This window comes from Trinickia sp. (assembly GCF_051961175.1).
Taxonomy (GTDB): domain Bacteria; phylum Pseudomonadota; class Gammaproteobacteria; order Burkholderiales; family Burkholderiaceae; genus Trinickia.
In genome coordinates, this window is record NZ_JBQCDN010000355.1 from 1 (window position 1) to 16,373 (window position 16,373).

Here is a 16,373-nt window from a genome sequence, read left to right on the forward strand (position 1 = left end):
CACTGCGACCGCGTGGTTGCTCTCGATCGAGTCTATCGGGGGCCGGTGCGCCCACTTTTTTTTTATAGGCGGTGGCAGTCAGTGGTTGTCGTTCCTGTCGTTGGGCGCGACGATATCGCGCACAAACGACTGCATCCAAATTGGGAGTGCAGACCATCCGTCGCTCAGGTCGCTGCGGATCGCCTCGCCGTATTTCGGATCGCCCATGATCCGACGAAGAACTTCTGCAGTTCGTACCTGCTCCTGAATATCAGACAGAAGCACGTCGTGCAGCCAGTGAAGCGCTTGCACAACGCGCATGGCGGGCCGATCGGCCCAGAAGAGGCGGCTTGCCGCCGCCGGCTTGAAATGAATCTCCTGATTGCCGAGTTGAACCGGCCGGAAGCGGGCGTCCGTGAGGACCTCAATGCGCGCAGGGACCGCGGTCGTCAGCCCGAGGTCGTTGGCGGCTGTCATGCCGTCGACGACGTAGCGGGCATGGCCCCGGCTTGTGACCGCTCGAATGACCGCCCGATAGTCAGGAACAGCCGCGCGTTGGGTCAGCCGGTTTGTTCTTGGCTGATCGTAGAGACCGCGATCAATACGGCGCAAGGTGCCCGAGGCCGATAGCCGCTGCAATGTCTTATCCACCGCTGCACGGCTACCAAGATGGGCAAAATCCGCTGGCGTCCACACCGCGTCTGGCTGCGATGCGATGGATGCGAGGATCCTGAGGCGCAGTTCGGAGCTTTTCGCGGACGAGTTCATGTCCGAAATTTGCTACATTTTTCGGACATTTGGAAGTTGTCTGCCCCAATGTCGGCAGACCGTTCGATACAGGCCCGATCACGAACCACGTCAACATCGTGCATAACGCGAACGGCACCTTCGCGTAAGTCACGGTCGGCGGGCTCAACGTGGTGAAAGTGCTTCGCACCGACGATCTTTCACAGGGCGCGACGATTTCCGTCGGCAATTTGCCCTACGGGCTCTTGCCTTCAGGTGACGGAAGCCGGATCTATGTCGGACTGGAGAATGCCGACGCGGTGGCGGCGATCGATAGATCGATACCTTGACCAATACAGCCATCGCAACGGTGCCGATCGGCCAGGCGCCACAGGCCGTGACCTATGTGCCGAACGCCGTACCCGAAGGCGACGGTACGCAGAATCTGCAACCGCTCGGCTTGGCCGGACAAACTGCCCATATTGCGCTCGTACCCGGCGATCGTGACGATCGTGCCACGGGCGCGTCAACCGCCAAAAAACGTATCGCAAAAGCTCAAGGGGCCGACACAGCTTTTGGGCGCGACCGCGGGTGCGTGCATCGGTGATCCGCTTTCGGTTTGTCCTGACGCGGGCATACCCATTCCGCTTTGCGCTTCTTTAGCGGCGGCTTTCGCCTCGGCTGCCTGGGCATCAGCGGGATAGTTCTCGTCGTTCGTGGACGACTGATAGCCGGCTCGTTCCAAGCGAATGAGATCGTCCCGAACCTGGGCTCGTGTGATGGGCTCCGTGGTCGATTGAGCGCACGCAAAGACAGGGCTCAGCAGCGAGGCCGCGGTGACGGAGAGAGCAATGATGCTTTTCATGAGCGATTTCCAATTTAATCAGTATTGACTACGGAAGTGAATGACAGGAGAGCGATGGCTCTCGATCAAGGCACTGATTTCATATGAGGGACTCCTTCGATAACGATGACATCGCCGAAAGGTTGGCGTGCTCGCTCTGGTAAACACGGCCGGTTGGGTTTCTATTCCCGGAGGCCACGGTCAATCATCCTTGCCTGATGCCGTAAGCCGCGCGGCCGGCTATCGTTACCCCGGCCATCTGCCGCATTGCACAAATTTGCCCATTTGCCGCCCAGGTGTCCTATGGGGAGCAAAAAAGTATCGAAAAATAGGCGTAAAGTGAGTGGAGCCGGCGCGCCTATCGCCCTAAATTTCACTCGACGCGACGATCGATCGCGCTTCCGCCAACGAGCGGAGCCGCAGTGCACGACAGTGGAGAGGGAGACAGCATCATGATGCGTCCGGATCTTGAAGTGGTGGAGGTGCGACGGGACGAGTCGTTCAAGGTCTGGTCGCACGGTTATCCGTACCGGACGATTCGCTGGCACTTCCATCCGGAGTTCGAGCTGCACCTCATCGTCGCGACGCGCGGCAAGTATTTCGTCGGTGACCATATCGGTTCGTTCGGCCCCGGCCATCTGGTACTCGTGGGGCCGAACCTGCCGCATAACTGGGTGAGCGAGGTAGCGGAAGGCGAGACGATCGAGCGCCGCAATCTCGTGATGCAATTCAGTCAGGACTTCGTGCGCCGCTGCATGGACGCATTTCCGGAATGCAGGGAAGCGCAAGGGCTGCTTGATGACGCGCACCGAGGTATCGCCTTCGACGAAGCGACCAGCGCGGCGGTCGCGCCTCTCTTCGAAGAACTCTTGACGGTGCGCGGGATTCGTCGAACGTCGCTTTTTCTGCTGCTGCTTGACCGGCTGTGCAGCGCTGAAAAACGCACACTGCTGGCGAGTTCCGCCTCGAACCGGCCGAATGCCGTATCGACGCGGCTGAGCCACGCGCTCTCCTATATTGGCAAGAACCTCACGTCGGAGCTGCGCGAAGCGGATCTCGCGCAGCTCGCGGGGCAGAGCATCAGTGCTTTTTCGCGGGCGTTTCACCGTCACACCGGGATGCCGTTCGTGCAATACGTGAACCGTTTGCGGATCGAATCCGCCTGCCTCATGCTGCTGGCCGACGAAGCCAGCATCACCGAAGTCTGCTTCCAGTCCGGATTCAATAACGTCTCCAATTTCAACCGCCAGTTCCGAGCGGCGAAGGGGATGTCGCCATCCGAGTTTCGAGCGCTGCAACGCTTGAATGCGCGCAGCCGCGATGTCGCGCTTCACGCGACGAGTGGCGATGGGGATGCCGATGCAGACAGGCTAACCGGCGCCGCGCCGCCCGGTACGCGGCCGCGAGCGACGAACGTTGCATCGGCTCGGCCCCCCAATTCACTCCAACCCTAGCGTCCCTGCCGGTCCGCAATCTAAAGCCTGTCGCGCGGTTTCGGCGTGATGGCCTCGCTCAACCTAAAAAACGCATTCAACCGGAGACACGTGATGACCCATCCCTTCGTTCATTGAACACGCTCACCGACGCGGCCGCCCCCGGCACACCCATTCTTTCAATAATGGAGACAAGTCAATGATGACGAGACTTTCAAACCGGCTGATGCGCGCCAGCGCGCTGGCCCTCAGCCTGGCTGGCAGCACGGCCGCATTCGCCGCACCGAGCGGCACGGTCGCTTTCCTGATGCCCGACGAAGCGTCCACGCGCTATGAACAGCACGACTACCCCGGCTTCGAGGCGGCCATGAAAAAGCTCTGCCCCGATTGCAAGCTGCTCTATCAGAACGCCAATGCCCAGGTTGCCCAGCAGCAGCAACAGTTCAATTCGGCCATCGCGCAGGGCGCTAAAGTGATCGTGCTCGACCCGGTCGACTCCACGGCCGCGGCATCACTCGTGCGGATGGCGCAGAGCCAGGGCATCAAGGTGATCGCGTACGATCGCCCGGTGCCTTCGACCCCTGCCGACTACTACGTCTCGTTCGATAACGAAGGCATCGGCAAGGCGATCGCCCAGTCGCTGGTGGAGCACATGAAAGCCACGGGCGTGCCTACGGGTAAAGGGGGCGTCCTCGAAGTCAACGGTTCGCCCACCGACGCCGCGGCGGGCCTGATTCGAAAGGGTATCCACGAAGGATTGCAGGGCAGCGGCTACAAGACGCTCGCCGAATACGACACACCCGACTGGGCACCGCCGAAGGCACAACAGTGGGTGAGCGGCCAGATTACCCGCTTCGGCCCGCAGATCGTCGGTGTCGTGGCGGCCAACGACGGAACGGCCGGCGGGACCATCGCCGCATTCAAGGCTGCCGGTGTCAATCCGCTTCCGCCCGTGACCGGCAACGATGCGACGCTGGCCGGCCTGCAGTTGATCATCGCCGGCGATCAATACAACACGATCCTGAAGCCGAGCGAAATCGTCGCGGGCGCCGCGGCGAAGGTGGCCGTTGCCTTCCTCTCGGGCCAGAAGCCGAAGGGCGAGACGACGCTCTTCAATACGCCTACGCAACTGTTCAAGCCAGCCGTCATCACGCAGAAAAACCTCAAGGCCGAGGTGGTCGACAAGGGTATCGCCAGCGCCGCTCAATTGTGTGAAGGACGCTATGCGGACGGCTGCAAGACGCTGGGGATTGCAGCGCACTGAGCCGGCTGCACATCGGACGGGGCGGGCCCGGTGCAGGCGGGCCCGTCGCAAACGAAGAGGGACGTGTTTCATGACTGACAGACCAACGACACGCGCGAAGACGGGCGAGCTCGTGCTGAGCCTGCGCGGCGTTTCCAAACACTTCGGCGCGGTGTCCGCCTTGACCGATATCGAGCTGGATGTGCACGCCGGCGAGGTCGTCGCTTTAGTGGGCGACAACGGGGCCGGCAAATCCACGCTCGTCAAAGTTCTTGCCGGTGTCCATCAACCGAGCGCCGGCACGATCACCTTCGGCGGCCGGGAGGTGACCTTGTCCAACCCCGCGACGGCGCTCGAACTCGGCATCGCGACAGTGTTCCAGGATCTCGCGCTGTGCGAAAACCTCGATGTCGTCGCCAATATCTTTCTCGGACGAGAGACGGCGCCATGGCAGCTCGATGAAGTGTCGATGGAGGTGAGGGCGTGGACGTTGCTCAATGAACTCTCGGCGCGCATCCCGGACGTGCGCGATGTCGTCGCATCGCTGTCGGGCGGGCAACGGCAAACCGTGGCGATCGCCCGTTCTTTGTTGCTCGATCCCAAGCTGATCATGCTCGACGAGCCGACAGCGGCGCTCGGCGTGGCACAGACGGCGGAAGTGTTGAACCTGATCGAACGGGTGCGCGAACGCGGTCACGCGGTGATCATGATCAGCCACAACATGGAGGACGTCCGTGCTGTCGCCGACAAGATCGTCGTGCTGAGGCTCGGCCGCAATAACGGCGTTTTCAATCCCGATTCGTCGAACGAAGCCCTCGTGGCCGCGATCACGGGCGCGACCGAGAACGCGGTGTCGCGCCGCGCGGGCCGGCGCCAGGCCGAGCAGGCCGCACGGACAAAGGAAGGATCATGAGCCGGCGCACGCACCCTGTTCCCGAGCAGCGGGCGCAACCCACGCCTACGCCGATCGATCGCGGCGATGTCCGCGTCAAACATGCGGATAGCGCCGGCGATGTCATTGCCGCCTTCATCGATCGTATACGGGCCGGCGATGTGGGCGCGTTGCCGGTCATCGTCGGTCTGATCATCATTTGGACCGTATTCACGAGCTTGAATCCGGTTTTCCTGTCGGCGAACAACCTCGTCAATCTGCTGTTCGATTGCTCGACGGTCGGCGTGATTGCGCTAGGCATCGTCTGCGTCTTGCTGGTGGGGCAAATCGATCTCTCGGTGGGATCGATGAGCGGCTTTTCCTCGGCGCTCCTCGGCATGCTCTGGGTCAACCAAGGCTGGCCCGTTTGGCTCGCTATTGTCGTTGCCATCGCGGCCGGGGCGGTGGCGGGCGTCGTGTACGCCTTGCTGTTCAATCGGCTCGGGATGCCGAGCTTCGTCTCCACGCTCGCCGGATTGCTGGCGATTCTCGGCATGCAGCTCTATGTGCTTGGTGCCGCTGGTTCGATCAACCTGCCTTATGGGTCACCGCTCGTGAATCTCGGGCAGCTCATGATCATTCCGTCCCTCGTCTCGCATCTGCTTGCACTGCTGCCGGGTGCGGTCGCGCTGCTCGTGGGCATGCGCACGCGCGCGCGCCGCCGCGCGGTCAATCTGTCGGTGCCTTCGATGGCCGGCCTGTTCGTTCGAAGCGCTGCGCTCACTGTGTTTTTGGAAATCGCTGTCGCTTACCTGAACCGCGGACGCGGCGTTCCGTTGATGTTCGGCATCTTCCTCGGGCTCACGGTTGCGATGAACTACGGCCTGACGCGTACACGGTGGGGACGTTCGATGAACGCCGTGGGCGGCAATCAAGAAGCCGCGCGCCGGGCGGGCATCAACGTCCGGGCGATCTACATGAGTGCCTTCGTGCTGTGCGCGAGTCTTGCCGCGCTCGGCGGCGTGCTGACGGCGGCGCGGCTTGCGTCCGCCAGCCAGCAAGCCGGTACCGGAGACGTCAATCTCAATGCGATCGCGGCTGCGGTGATCGGCGGCACCAGTCTCTTCGGCGGACGCGGCAGCGCGTACTCGGCGGTGCTGGGCATCATCGTCATTCAGTCGATCGCCAGCGGCTTGACGCTGCTGAACCTCTCGTCCTCGCTGCGTTTCATGATTACCGGAGCGGTCCTCGCCATCGCGGTCATCGTCGATTCGCTCGCGAGGCAGTCCCGCGCTTCGCATGGCCGCGCGTAATCGAGTCATCGAGTCATCGAGTTATCGAGTTATCGAGTTATCCAGTTATCCAGTTATCCAGTTATCCAGTCATCCAGGGGAGCAGTCAATGTCTGAATCGTTGATGGGCAAGGTCGCCGCCATTACCGGTGCGGCATCGGGGATCGGATTTCAATGTGCAAAAGCATTGATCGGGCAGGGCGCCCGCGTTGTCTTGATCGACCGCGCGAAGGAACGACTCGCCGCATGCTGCGCCGAGCTTGGGCCGGATGCATTGCCGCTGGCGGTGGATTTGCTGCAGCCGGCGGAAGTCTCCGCACTGCTTCCGAAAATCCTCGCACTGGCCGGTGGCCTCGACATCTTTCATGCAAACGCCGGCGCTTACATCGGCGGTGACGTAGTGGACGGTAACCCGGACGAATGGGACCGGGTGCTCAACCTCAACGTCAATGCGGCGTTCCGATCCGTGCATGCGGTGCTGCCGCACATGGTCGCCCGTCAAACAGGCGATATCATTTTCACCAGTTCTATCGCGGGCATCGTGCCCGTCGTTTGGGAGCCGATCTATACCGCCTCGAAGTTTGCAGTTCAAGCCTTCGTCCATACCACCCGGCGCCAGGTGGCGAAGCATGGCGTGCGCGTGGGTGCCGTGGCGCCGGGGCCCGTCGTGACGGCCTTGCTCGACGACTGGCCGAAGGCCAAAATGGACGAGGCGCTTGCCTCGGGCAGCCTGATGCAACCGGTTGAAGTGGCCGATGCCGTACTCTTTATGCTCACTCGGCCTCGCAACGTCACGATCCGCGATCTCGTGATCCTTCCGAACAACGTGGATCTTTGATCGCGCTGTACCGGGCTAACGGTGTGAGGAGAATCCATGGATTATGTGATCGGTGTCGATATCGGCACTCAGAGCACCAAAGCATTGCTGGTCGATTGCAATGGCGCGATCGTCGCTCAACATGCGTGCGGCTATCAACCGGATACGCCGAAGCCGCTATGGGCCGAGCAATGGCCATCGGTCTGGTTCGATGCCGTGCTCGAGTGCGTCGCGCGTTGCGTGGAGGCAGCGCGCGCACAGCGCATCGAGGCTCAATCGATTCGATCGATTTGCGTGAGCAGCCTCTACGGCGGGTCGGGCATCCCGGTCGACGGTGATATACGGCCTTTGCATCCGTGCTTGATCTGGATGGACCGACGGGCTACCGCGCAGGTCGATTGGGTGCGCGAGCATGTCGATCTGGATCGGTTGCTCGACATGACGGGCAACGGCGTGGACAGCTATTACGGTTTTACGAAGATGCTGTGGCTGCGCGAGAGCCGGCCCGACGTCTGGGCGAACACACGATACTTTTTGCCGCCGAATGCGTACGTGATCTACCTGCTGACCGGCGAGATCGCGGTCGATCACAGCTCGGCCTGCAATATCGGCGGCGTTTATGACATCGCTCGGCGTGATTGGTCCGATACGGCGCTCGACATGCTCGGCATTCCGGCGACGATGATGCCTGAGCGCTTGGTGGAATCGACGGACGTCGTCGGTGGCTTGCTATCGCAATGGACGGAACGCCTCGGGTTGACGGCGGGTACGCCGGTTGTTGCGGGAGGCGTCGATGCCGCCGTCGCCACGTTCGCCGCCGGGGCCACGCGCACGGGCCAGCATGTGGCGATGATCGGCACCAGCATGTGCTGGGGCTATATCAACCAGCAAGTCGATGCGCGGCACGGCCTCGTCAGCATGCCCCATGTCTTCAACGGCAAGCGCGATCTCTATGTGTTCGGCGGTGCGATCACGGCCGGTGCCTCTGTCACGTGGTATCGCGAACAGTTCTGTCACGCGGAGATCGATGCTGCACGCACGCTGCCGCATGGCGATCCACATGTGTTGCTGGAAGCCGCCGCCGCCCGTGTGCCAGCCGGTTCCGAAGGCGTGATGTTCTTGCCGTATCTGATGGGCGAGCGCAGCCCCGTTTGGGACGCCAAGGCGAGCGGCGCATTCATCGGGCTGAATCTGGTGCATACGCGCGCCCATCTCTATCGTGCTGTTCTGGAAGGTGTGGCGTTCGCGCTCAGGCACAACATCGAGGCGGGCCGACAGGGGGCGCAATTGCTCGACGACAAACTCATCGTCGTCGGAGGTGCCGCGCATTCGCCGTTGTGGATGCAAATCATCGCCGATATCACCGGCTTTCCGGTTTGGACGATCGAACAGGAAGTCGAGGCGGCGATGGGGGCGGCGCTGCTTGCCGCCCTCGGTGTGAAACTCATCTCGCCGGAAGTCGCCCGGGGCGGATGGGTGAACCTGATCGAGCGCGCCCGGCCGGATGCCGGCCGGTGCGCGATGTACGCCGAACGCTTCGGCATCTACAAGGATCTCTATCCCGCGCTCAAGCCTTTGATGCATCGGTTGCAGGCTTCGACGAGCCAATAGGCCGGAGCTGACGGCCGCCTGCCCGCGTTGGGGCGGGTGGCAACCCGGCCGATGCACCAGGCGACGCTCGCAATCTTCGAAGCTTCGCCGAAGCAGGCCTGCGCCGCCATCCGGGTGCTCGATTCGGGCGATCGGTCGATCACCCGTTCAGAAATTCTCGCGCAGCATCTCGAGTACATCGGCGCCGCGTCCATGAAGAATCGCGCGCGCCGAGTAGAGCTCCATGCCGGCAACGGATTTCGCCTCGATGAACGGCGGCTTCACGAGCTCCAGCGGATTGACGATGACGTTGAGCAGCGCGGGCCCCGGCTGAGCCAGCCACTCGCCGATTGCCTCGTCGAGTTCGGAGGCCTTTCGAACCGTGCGTCCCCATAGACCAATCGCTTCAGCCACCTTGCCGAAATCGGGATTCTTGAGCCGGGTGAAGGTATCCAGCATGCCTTCCGATTTTTGTTCGAGCTCGACGAAGCCGAGCTTGCTGTTATCGTAGACGGCGCTCTTGACCGGAATGTCGTCCTGAATGGTCGTCGAGGGCTCCCCGAACAGCGTCGACAATCCGCCGTCCCTGCACAGTGCGATGACTTCAAGCTGCGGGCGTGCGACCTCACGCGGTTACGGGTCCAGGATGTCCGTCACGGAAGCCAAGTGGCGTCGAGAGCGACGGTCATGCAGCAGAAGACCCAGCGGCCGGTGCAATTTGAGATCACGGAACAGACCCGTGAGAGCCTCGAAGCGTGGATCGAAGCCCGGGGACTGAAGGCGGCGGATTTTCTGTTTCCGAGCCGGATTCATACCTCACCGCACCTGTCGACGCGGCAATATGCCCGGCTGGTACACCGCTGGGTCGCATCGATTGGCCTCGACGATACCGCATACGGTACCCACACGCTGCGCCGCACGAAAGCTTCGCTGATCTACCGGCGGACGAAGAACCTTCGAGCGGTGCAGTTGCTGCTCGGACACACAAAGCTGGAAAGCACGGTGCGCTACCTGGGAATCGAGGTCGACGATGCCCTTGAGATGGCGGAGCAGACCGAGGTTTGATGGCATGGCGGCCGGCGAGGGGTCGCTTGCCGGCCAGTTGCAGCCGTTCGCGAGAGGCCGTTTTCAGGAGCCCGGCAGAACGAGTCGTCGTTAGCCAGCGAATGGTGCGGCGACATCCGCGCGAGCCGCCAACGCGATAGATTCGTGGTCGATCGAGCGATCAATCAACGCCGATACGATATGAGCGATCCGAGACTCCACTATCCTGCCGCCACGATCACATGCGCCTGAATTTTGCCGGCCACCGGCCCTTCGCCATGGCGCTTGGCAATCGCTTCCATCGCTCGATCCGTAGCGAGCTGAAGCAACCCGGCGTCGCGCGCCTCGATTTCGTTGCGCAGCGGCGTTCCCAGGCAATAGGCGGTGGCGGCGGCGCGTGCCGAAGTCGCGCAACTCACCTGTTCGCGCGTTTCGATCTTGATCTGGGCGAATCCTGCGCGGCTCAACTCCTCCCGGATCAGCGCGATATCGTGATAGCCGTGCGGTGTGCGAGCGAGGAATCTCGGAGGGTCATCCGGAAACACCGTTGCGACAGCGTTGGTGACTTCTTCGGCAAAGGCGTTCTCTTCGATTCGGTCCCAGACATTGAAGACAAAGCGCCCGCTTGGCCTCAGCACGCGACGCGCCTCGGCGTAGCCGACGACCCGGTTGGGGAAAAACATCGCGCCGAACTGGCAGCAAACGACGTCGAACGAGGCATCTTCGAACGGCAGGTCGAGCGCGTCCGCCTGCCTCCATTCGATACGGCTATCGGCCCCCTGCCTGGCGGCGGCATAGTCGAGCATGGGCTGATTGAGATCGGTCACCACGTAGCGCGCGCCAGCGCAGAGTTTTGGCGCAAGCGCCCGCGTGACCACGCCGCTGCCGGCCGCCGTTTCAAGCACCGAGCGGGGAGAGGAGGCTGCGACAAGCTCCGCCAGATCGGCGGCATAGGCCTCGAAGATCAGGGGGACCATCAGCGTGTCGTAGAACTTCGGGATTGAGCCCGCAAACACCTTATCTCGCTCAATCATGATATCCCCTTGAAAACTTTTAATGCTGCCCTTGACCATCCATTCCAGCGCGCGCCAAGCCACGCCAACGAGTCTTCAGCCTGGTCGGCATTGGAGGCCATCTGCCATGGTGGCCTCCAATGCCAGCCTCGTCAACGTCGCCCAGCGATCTCTTCCAACATGCTTGCCTTTTGTGGCAGCGCTGTCGCGGTGATGGTGCGAATGGCGGCTAGTGGGCGAGCATCTCAACCCCCGTATGGCCGATATGGGTCGACCGCTGCCGTCTGCGGCCACGGCATCCAAGGATGCGGGGTGGCCGTTGTCGTCAATCCGGGTTCGGCCACCACCTGACCGTCGAGATAGACTCGCGGTTTTCCGCCGGAACACGACACGAATGAAAAAGCCATCGATGGAATCTGCCGTTACGCTACGCCAAGCATATCTGGTCATGTTTGAGTTCCTCGAACGAGAATGGGAGCGTCTCGATAGGCCCGAGGTGCTCGGCGCACTTCTCGGTAGCCTCGCTCTTTGGGGTGACTCGTATGGACGTGGAGCACCTATGGACGCTGCGGTTTTTCCAGAATGGCTTGAATGCGCCCAACGCGTGATTCGGGATGACGAGCTTGGCGGTTACACAAGCGCCGACATCAGTTTGTCGCCCTAATAACGCGCAAGTGTCCCTTCGAGGGGCTCTGATTGCCCGGAACGCGGCGACCACGGCTGCCCGCATCGGGATACAGACGGCCAGAAGCGTGAGGTCGAGCGTGATGCCCCGATTATCGACAATGATCGATCCAATATTGGACCATTCGCTACCGGACGTTTAAAGAACGTCGCTTTCAGGACGATAACCGATGTATCGCCGTTATCGACCCTCCATCCTCCATGCCATCGTCCTTAATGATCCACCCGACCATGCCACAGCGGCAGGTGAAGCTCGGTTTCAACTGGTCCGCCCTGATTTTCAGCACTATGTGGGCATACTCCGAAGGATTGATTGTTCAAGGGGGGCGGATGGCCGCCGCCGATGCCGCCGCCGGTCTCCTCTGTTTTGGCGGCCGCCCAGTCTTTTTGATGGCAGCTTTGATACTGTTCGTGGCAAAGAATGTCCACTGTGCCAGCCGCGGCAGCGCTTGGGTGCGCCAGCGATTGCAAGATCAAGGCTACCGCGTGCTCCAATAGTCATACATTCGATGTACGACGGGGAGCGCTGATTTGAATGGCCGCTTCGGGCGACCGCGATTGTCTCGTTTGGGTCGACTTCGGCGGTCGGCCGAGTCGGGCAGCAGTCGGCCAATTTCGGTCGGTCGACATTCTCCGGTAAGTCGTCGACAATTTGGTATGGGGCGAGACGATTCCGGGCTGGGTTTCCGCCACCCGCAGCATAGAAGGGGCATCGCGCGATAAGTGGAATTTCATGATCAAGGAAACCAAAACTTGTGAGATCGAGCGAGGTGAGACTAATGCGAACTGGTGAACGAGCTGGTTATTTGATTGCCGAATGGAGCGACGGGACTGACGGGGCTATCGAGGACTTAGTTCTACGCTGCCCGGAACTTGTCCTCGGGCGGCATGTTGCAATCGCGAGTTGCGACAGCGGCCCGTATACGCCGACCAATGAGGAATTCATGGCGGGGTGGTCGAAGACCGGAAAACTCGCGGTCAGTCCGCTAGTCAAGGCGGTATCGCAGCTTCCGATGCCAGGCTTTGACGAGTGGTACGTGTACGATAGGCTTAACAAATGTGAGCCGCACGCAAACTTTGTGAATCGCTTAGGTTTTAGCCCGCTCAACTTCGATGACGAGTACACGGAGCAATTCTGGGAACAGGTCATCAAGTTTGAGCCTCTGCATGTGCTTGGGTCGGGTACACCCGGCTTGTTCTTGGTCACCCGTGACGAAGTGAGTTTCCGTGCAGCACTTAATGAAGTTCAGCTTTGAACACCCCGACGGACGCCTTGCTAATGACCACCAGCAAATCCGGGAGGCAGACGCCGTGACAGGTGAACTAGTTCTATCTGCAAAGCGTGTTTGGCACTACTCGGAGGGTGATGAAGCGGCATTTTTTGAGTGGCTCGACAAGCTGCCTTGCGTGAAGCGCTATGAAGGCGAGCTAGACGTATTGAGCATCTATGTCGATGAGGCGAAAGTCGATGAGAGTGCTTTGCGCGAATTGCTTGCTCTATTCCGGCGTTATGCGGTGGAGATGAAGCAGCTTCGAGTCTTTGACCGACATGAATTCGCGGCCTGGTTCCGGGATCCGCACGCCTACTGGTATGCCGCGGTGTTTCAAGAGCAGTGACGGACCTCATATCCGAACAAGATGAAGCAGCCGTTGAACGTCCGTTTTCGAGAAATGCGTCCGACCGCTCAGGGTCGATCGGTGACAATCGCCCTGGCGGTGATCGGCCAGATTGAGCACCGGCTACCGCTTTGAGCCCCTACGTAGTCTCCCGCGCTCTGGCAAAGTGATCCACTAGCTCGCTCCGGCCTAAAGCCGCGTTTACCGACATGCGGAGATTTCGCCGAGGCGTGATCGGACAGTACCTTTGTGCAGCACGCTGCTGCACAATTGCCGTGGTTCCATCGGCGCACGCTGCTCGACAAACTGCAGGTCAACACGGAACGCGAATGTTGCACGACAAAATCCGACGATCAAAAGAACTGTCGTAACCGCAAAATCCCCGTCTGCGAAACAAACCGCGGCGCTGCCTGCACCTCGTACCTCGCCGACAACGTCAGATTATTTGCGCGCAGCAGCGTTACCCCCAGCGACACGTCGGCCAGATTCGCCACCGGGGTCGGCCCCACCGTCGTGAACGCCGTCTGTCCAGTCGTATCGGCCGCGAAGCTGGCTGCGGCTGTAACCCGCGCTCGGTCGTATTCGTGAATCCATTGCGCCTGGATATCCGGCACGATCTCGCCGTACGAGGTCGCAAGGCCACGCTCGAGCCTGAAGCCCAAACCACTCCTGACCGACGACGTGTTCGCCGTCCCCACCGACAGCGCCGCGCCATTGCCGCCGCTTTCCGTATAACTGCCCTGATGCAGGAAGCTATACGCCAGACTGGCCAGCGGCGTGAGCGTCATACCTCGCAACGCTAGCGGGTAACCCGCCTCCGCGCGCACCACGTACTGTTCGCCGTCGAAGCGGCCACTGGCCACGCCCGAGAAGCCCGTGAAGTCGACTACGCGCGTCGTGTCGTAGCGCTGCAGCACTGCACCCGCCGACAGGTTCACGTACCACGGTTCATGCGTGTAGCTTGCATAGCCGATCAGGCCGTACGCGTTCACGCGTGTGGAGTCGCCCGCGGTATCCTCCGACTGATCGATGAGTGTGTTGCTGTAGGCGAACACGCCCCCCGCACGCCAACGCTCACTGAGCGCCTTGTCCACTCCGAGCAGCAAGCCGCCGTAGTTGGCGCTGTAACCGTCAACGCCATCCTGTTCGCCCTGGCTAGCGTGGCCGCCGAATACCTGGCCCCACGCGCTCCATTGCGGTGCGGCCTCGCCCGTGGCGACGCCCGTTTCGCCGCCGCCCGATTGCGCAAGCCGCAGGCTGTTCGTATGCGCGGCCACGATACGCAGCACATCGAAGGTGGAGGCTGATGCCGCCTGGCTGGTCGAGGCGGGTTTGACCGGGCCGAGCTGCCGGCCGATGCGGTTTGCGCTCACGCCCGAATCCTGGCTGAGCGCTGCGAGCGTGGCGTTGTACAGGTTCAGCAACTGCGGTTGCGTGACGCCGGTGTAGCTGAGCAGGCCGTGCAGGGCGGCGGCCGCGTTCGGTGCAGTTGCAAGCGACGCCGCCGTCAGCGGCGAAGGCGCCGGTGCACCCGGGTTCGTCGTATCGGAACCTGACGAGCCTGACGACGAATTCTGCTGCGCGCTATCGATAGTCACCACCAGGTCGCTATGGCCGCTCGTGGCCACCGTGCTGCCCGTCAGCGTGGCGGTGTAGCCCACAATCGAATACTTGAGCGCGCCGGCGTTATAGGTGCCCGTGCCCGTGGCATCCACCACCACAAAGCGCTGGCCCGCCGCGAAGCCATACCCTCCCCCGGTGCCCTGGAGCGTCACGGACGAACCCGAGGCAATCGTCGCATTGCCTTGGACCACTAGCCGTCCATAGCCCGTGTCGGTAGGACTGCCTGTGGCGCTCGCCCCGGAGGACACGCCGATCAGCAGCGTGGCTGCCTGCCCCTGGTTGTAGTTGCCCGTAATCGTCATCGGCGCGTTCACCGCCAGCGTCGCGCCCACGTTGTTGACCGTGTTCGAGCCGACATTGATCGCATCGTTCAGAAGCACGTTGCCCGAGCCGAACACCACGTTCGAGGCTGTGTTGGTAATTGTTCCGGTCGTGCCACCAAAGCCGGTCAGGGTGCCGAATACCGCCCCCGATCCGCCGTTGATCGTCAGATCCTGACTAGCGTCGTTCTCGATATTGCCCGCGATCGTCCCTGAGTTCGTGATCGGGCCGAGGGTGCTGGAAGCGTCGTTGAAAAGCGCGAACGTGTTGCCGGTGATCAGGCCGCTGTTGGTCAACGCGCTGATCGTGCCGCTGGAGTTGAGGATGCCTGTGGTCCCGCTGATGGTGCCGCCGGCATGGTTTGTCAGCACCGTGATGGTGCCGAAGTTGTTGACACCGGAGCCCCCCCCGCTGATGGTGCCGCCCGCATTGTTTGTGAGCGCGGCAAGGGGGTCGCCGTTGAGGACGCCTATGCCGGTAGCGCTGATCATGCCGCTGTTAGTCAGCGCACCAACGGTGCCGAAGCTGAGGAAAATCCCGGTAGTGCCCCCGCTGATCGTGCCGCTGCTGTTGTTGGTTATCGCGGCGATACTGCCGCCGCTCATCATGAGGCCGAGTCCTCCCGGGGAACTGACGGTACCGCTGTTGGTCAGCGTCCCAAGCGTGCCGCTTGCCGCTATCGATATGTCATTCGTGGTGCTGACACCCCCGGTGTTCGTCACCGTGAAGTTACCCGAGGTCCATCCCGTGCGCCCGACGACCGGCGTGCTGATGATCGTATCGGCCGTTGCCGCTGCCGGCGCCATCGCAGCCAGCGCCGCAGCCACGGCGAGCGTCAAAGCTTTCTGGTTGGGCCCAGGATTTGCGCACTTCTTCATTCTTGACATTCCCCGTTCTTGATCGGTCTTTTTTTCGCGGCGCTTCCGTGTTGGCACGTCGGGCGCATGCTCGACTTTTTATAGGTGAGCTTGACCGTGCGCAACCGTTTTCATCAAAAAAGCACACCTTTTTGAAAAAGTTGCGCGCTACTCCGACTTCTGTCTGACTCTGGCGATCATTTGATCCGGCTCATGCAAGAACACGTCAGCCAAGTGTTTTGGGATCGATCTGGAAACTCGTGATCGACTCACGCGGGTCGAGACACGCTTAGCGTCGTTCGCCACGTGCGAAGATCTCCACAGGGAGATCAACGCCCTGACCTGGCGGCTGGTCACGTTCGTCTGTAGCTTCGGCACCGCGTTGGTGGCCGCCACGTACTTCATCGCGACGCACTTCC

At 61.6% G+C, this 16,373-nt stretch carries 15 protein-coding genes and 2 pseudogenes; 10 read left to right on the forward strand and 7 right to left on the reverse strand.

Going from position 1 to position 16,373, the window contains the following annotated elements:
• Positions 1-78: 78 nt before the first annotated feature.
• A complete protein-coding gene (locus tag ACTHL0_RS20540; RefSeq protein ID WP_440568728.1) occupies positions 79-747 on the reverse strand; it encodes a DUF6088 family protein in 669 nt (222 codons plus the stop codon).
• Between the two features lie 56 nt (positions 748-803).
• Between ACTHL0_RS20540 and ACTHL0_RS20545 the strand changes: the two are divergent.
• Positions 804-1,237, forward strand: a pseudogene (locus ACTHL0_RS20545) (YncE family protein); the annotation flags it as partial.
• Here the strand turns inward: ACTHL0_RS20545 and ACTHL0_RS20550 are convergent.
• A complete protein-coding gene (locus ACTHL0_RS20550; protein WP_440568729.1) occupies positions 1,232-1,570 on the reverse strand; it encodes a DUF4148 domain-containing protein in 339 nt (112 codons plus the stop codon). The pseudogene ACTHL0_RS20545 and the gene ACTHL0_RS20550 overlap by 6 nt on opposite strands.
• A 431-nt stretch (positions 1,571-2,001) precedes the next feature.
• On the opposite strand from ACTHL0_RS20550, the gene ACTHL0_RS20555 reads away from it, so the two are divergent.
• The 6 genes from ACTHL0_RS20555 (at position 2,002) to ACTHL0_RS20580 (ending at position 8,816) form a co-directional block, all read left to right on the forward strand.
• Positions 2,002-3,003 (forward strand): AraC family transcriptional regulator, encoded by a 1,002-nt coding sequence (locus tag ACTHL0_RS20555; protein WP_440568730.1) that lies wholly within the window; start codon positions 2,002-2,004, stop codon positions 3,001-3,003.
• A gap of 178 nt (positions 3,004-3,181) precedes the next feature.
• Entirely contained in the window at positions 3,182-4,246 is a 1,065-nt protein-coding gene (locus ACTHL0_RS20560) for an ABC transporter substrate-binding protein (protein WP_440568731.1), read from the forward strand.
• A 70-nt stretch (positions 4,247-4,316) separates the two neighbouring features.
• A complete protein-coding gene (locus ACTHL0_RS20565) occupies positions 4,317-5,138 on the forward strand; it encodes an ATP-binding cassette domain-containing protein (protein WP_440568732.1) in 822 nt (273 codons plus the stop codon).
• Positions 5,135-6,409: a sugar ABC transporter permease gene (locus ACTHL0_RS20570; protein ID WP_440568733.1), complete on the forward strand. Its 1,275-nt coding sequence runs from the start codon at positions 5,135-5,137 to the stop codon at positions 6,407-6,409. The genes ACTHL0_RS20565 and ACTHL0_RS20570 overlap by 4 nt, the downstream gene beginning before the upstream one ends.
• Before the next feature lie 88 nt (positions 6,410-6,497).
• The gene (locus tag ACTHL0_RS20575) at positions 6,498-7,226 is read left to right on the forward strand and encodes an SDR family oxidoreductase (protein WP_440568734.1); all 729 of its coding nucleotides are present in this window, start codon (positions 6,498-6,500) and stop codon (positions 7,224-7,226) included.
• A 36-nt stretch (positions 7,227-7,262) separates the two neighbouring features.
• Positions 7,263-8,816, forward strand: coding sequence for an FGGY-family carbohydrate kinase (locus ACTHL0_RS20580; RefSeq protein ID WP_440568735.1), 1,554 nt, complete (start codon positions 7,263-7,265; stop codon positions 8,814-8,816).
• 147 nt (positions 8,817-8,963) lie between these two features.
• On the opposite strand, the gene ACTHL0_RS20585 is transcribed toward ACTHL0_RS20580, so the two are convergent.
• Entirely contained in the window at positions 8,964-9,371 is a 408-nt protein-coding gene (locus ACTHL0_RS20585) for a thiamine pyrophosphate-dependent enzyme (RefSeq protein WP_440568736.1), read from the reverse strand.
• Between the two features lie 24 nt (positions 9,372-9,395).
• On the opposite strand from ACTHL0_RS20585, the pseudogene ACTHL0_RS20590 reads away from it, so the two are divergent.
• A pseudogene (locus tag ACTHL0_RS20590) lies at positions 9,396-9,860 on the forward strand (tyrosine-type recombinase/integrase); the annotation flags it as partial.
• 200 nt (positions 9,861-10,060) lie between these two features.
• Here ACTHL0_RS20590 and ACTHL0_RS20595 read toward each other — a convergent pair.
• Both ACTHL0_RS20595 and ACTHL0_RS20600 read right to left on the reverse strand, forming a co-directional pair.
• Entirely contained in the window at positions 10,061-10,873 is an 813-nt protein-coding gene (locus ACTHL0_RS20595) for a class I SAM-dependent methyltransferase (protein WP_440568742.1), read from the reverse strand.
• 876 nt (positions 10,874-11,749) lie between these two features.
• The gene (locus ACTHL0_RS20600; RefSeq protein ID WP_440568737.1) at positions 11,750-12,013 is read right to left on the reverse strand and encodes a hypothetical protein; all 264 of its coding nucleotides are present in this window, start codon (positions 12,011-12,013) and stop codon (positions 11,750-11,752) included.
• A gap of 302 nt (positions 12,014-12,315) precedes the next feature.
• Between ACTHL0_RS20600 and ACTHL0_RS20605 the strand changes: the two genes are divergently transcribed.
• Positions 12,316-12,792, forward strand: coding sequence for a hypothetical protein (locus ACTHL0_RS20605; protein ID WP_440568738.1), 477 nt, complete (start codon positions 12,316-12,318; stop codon positions 12,790-12,792).
• On the forward strand, positions 12,776-13,153 hold the full coding sequence (locus ACTHL0_RS20610) for a hypothetical protein (protein WP_440568739.1): 378 nt from the start codon (positions 12,776-12,778) through the stop codon (positions 13,151-13,153). Before ACTHL0_RS20605 ends, ACTHL0_RS20610 begins: the two co-directional genes overlap by 17 nt.
• Before the next feature lie 353 nt (positions 13,154-13,506).
• On the opposite strand, the gene ACTHL0_RS20615 is transcribed toward ACTHL0_RS20610, so the two are convergent.
• Both ACTHL0_RS20615 and ACTHL0_RS20620 read right to left on the reverse strand, forming a co-directional pair.
• Positions 13,507-15,975 (reverse strand): autotransporter domain-containing protein, encoded by a 2,469-nt coding sequence (locus ACTHL0_RS20615; protein ID WP_440568740.1) that lies wholly within the window; start codon positions 15,973-15,975, stop codon positions 13,507-13,509.
• Positions 15,976-16,122: 147 nt separating this feature from the next.
• Positions 16,123-16,373, reverse strand: a 251-nt coding sequence (locus ACTHL0_RS20620) for a hypothetical protein (RefSeq protein ID WP_440568741.1), incomplete at its 5' end; no start/stop codon positions are given.

Bases quoted from the DNA above. Each gene is read 5' to 3' on its own strand.
- ACTHL0_RS20560 (WP_440568731.1), top strand. From the start codon at position 3,182: ATGATGACGAGACTTTCAAACCGGCTGATGCGCGCCAGCGCGCTGGCC.
- ACTHL0_RS20605 (WP_440568738.1), top strand. From the start codon at position 12,316: ATGCGAACTGGTGAACGAGCTGGTTATTTGATTGCCGAATGGAGCGAC.
- ACTHL0_RS20595 (WP_440568742.1), bottom strand. From the start codon at position 10,873: ATGATTGAGCGAGATAAGGTGTTTGCGGGCTCAATCCCGAAGTTCTAC.
- ACTHL0_RS20610 (WP_440568739.1), top strand. From the start codon at position 12,776: ATGAAGTTCAGCTTTGAACACCCCGACGGACGCCTTGCTAATGACCAC.
- ACTHL0_RS20575 (WP_440568734.1), top strand. From the start codon at position 6,498: ATGTCTGAATCGTTGATGGGCAAGGTCGCCGCCATTACCGGTGCGGCA.
- ACTHL0_RS20615 (WP_440568740.1), bottom strand. From the start codon at position 15,975: ATGAAGAAGTGCGCAAATCCTGGGCCCAACCAGAAAGCTTTGACGCTC.
- ACTHL0_RS20580 (WP_440568735.1), top strand. From the start codon at position 7,263: ATGGATTATGTGATCGGTGTCGATATCGGCACTCAGAGCACCAAAGCA.
- ACTHL0_RS20565 (WP_440568732.1), top strand. From the start codon at position 4,317: ATGACTGACAGACCAACGACACGCGCGAAGACGGGCGAGCTCGTGCTG.
- ACTHL0_RS20540 (WP_440568728.1), bottom strand. From the start codon at position 747: ATGAACTCGTCCGCGAAAAGCTCCGAACTGCGCCTCAGGATCCTCGCA.
- ACTHL0_RS20550 (WP_440568729.1), bottom strand. From the start codon at position 1,570: ATGAAAAGCATCATTGCTCTCTCCGTCACCGCGGCCTCGCTGCTGAGC.
- ACTHL0_RS20570 (WP_440568733.1), top strand. From the start codon at position 5,135: ATGAGCCGGCGCACGCACCCTGTTCCCGAGCAGCGGGCGCAACCCACG.
- ACTHL0_RS20555 (WP_440568730.1), top strand. From the start codon at position 2,002: ATGATGCGTCCGGATCTTGAAGTGGTGGAGGTGCGACGGGACGAGTCG.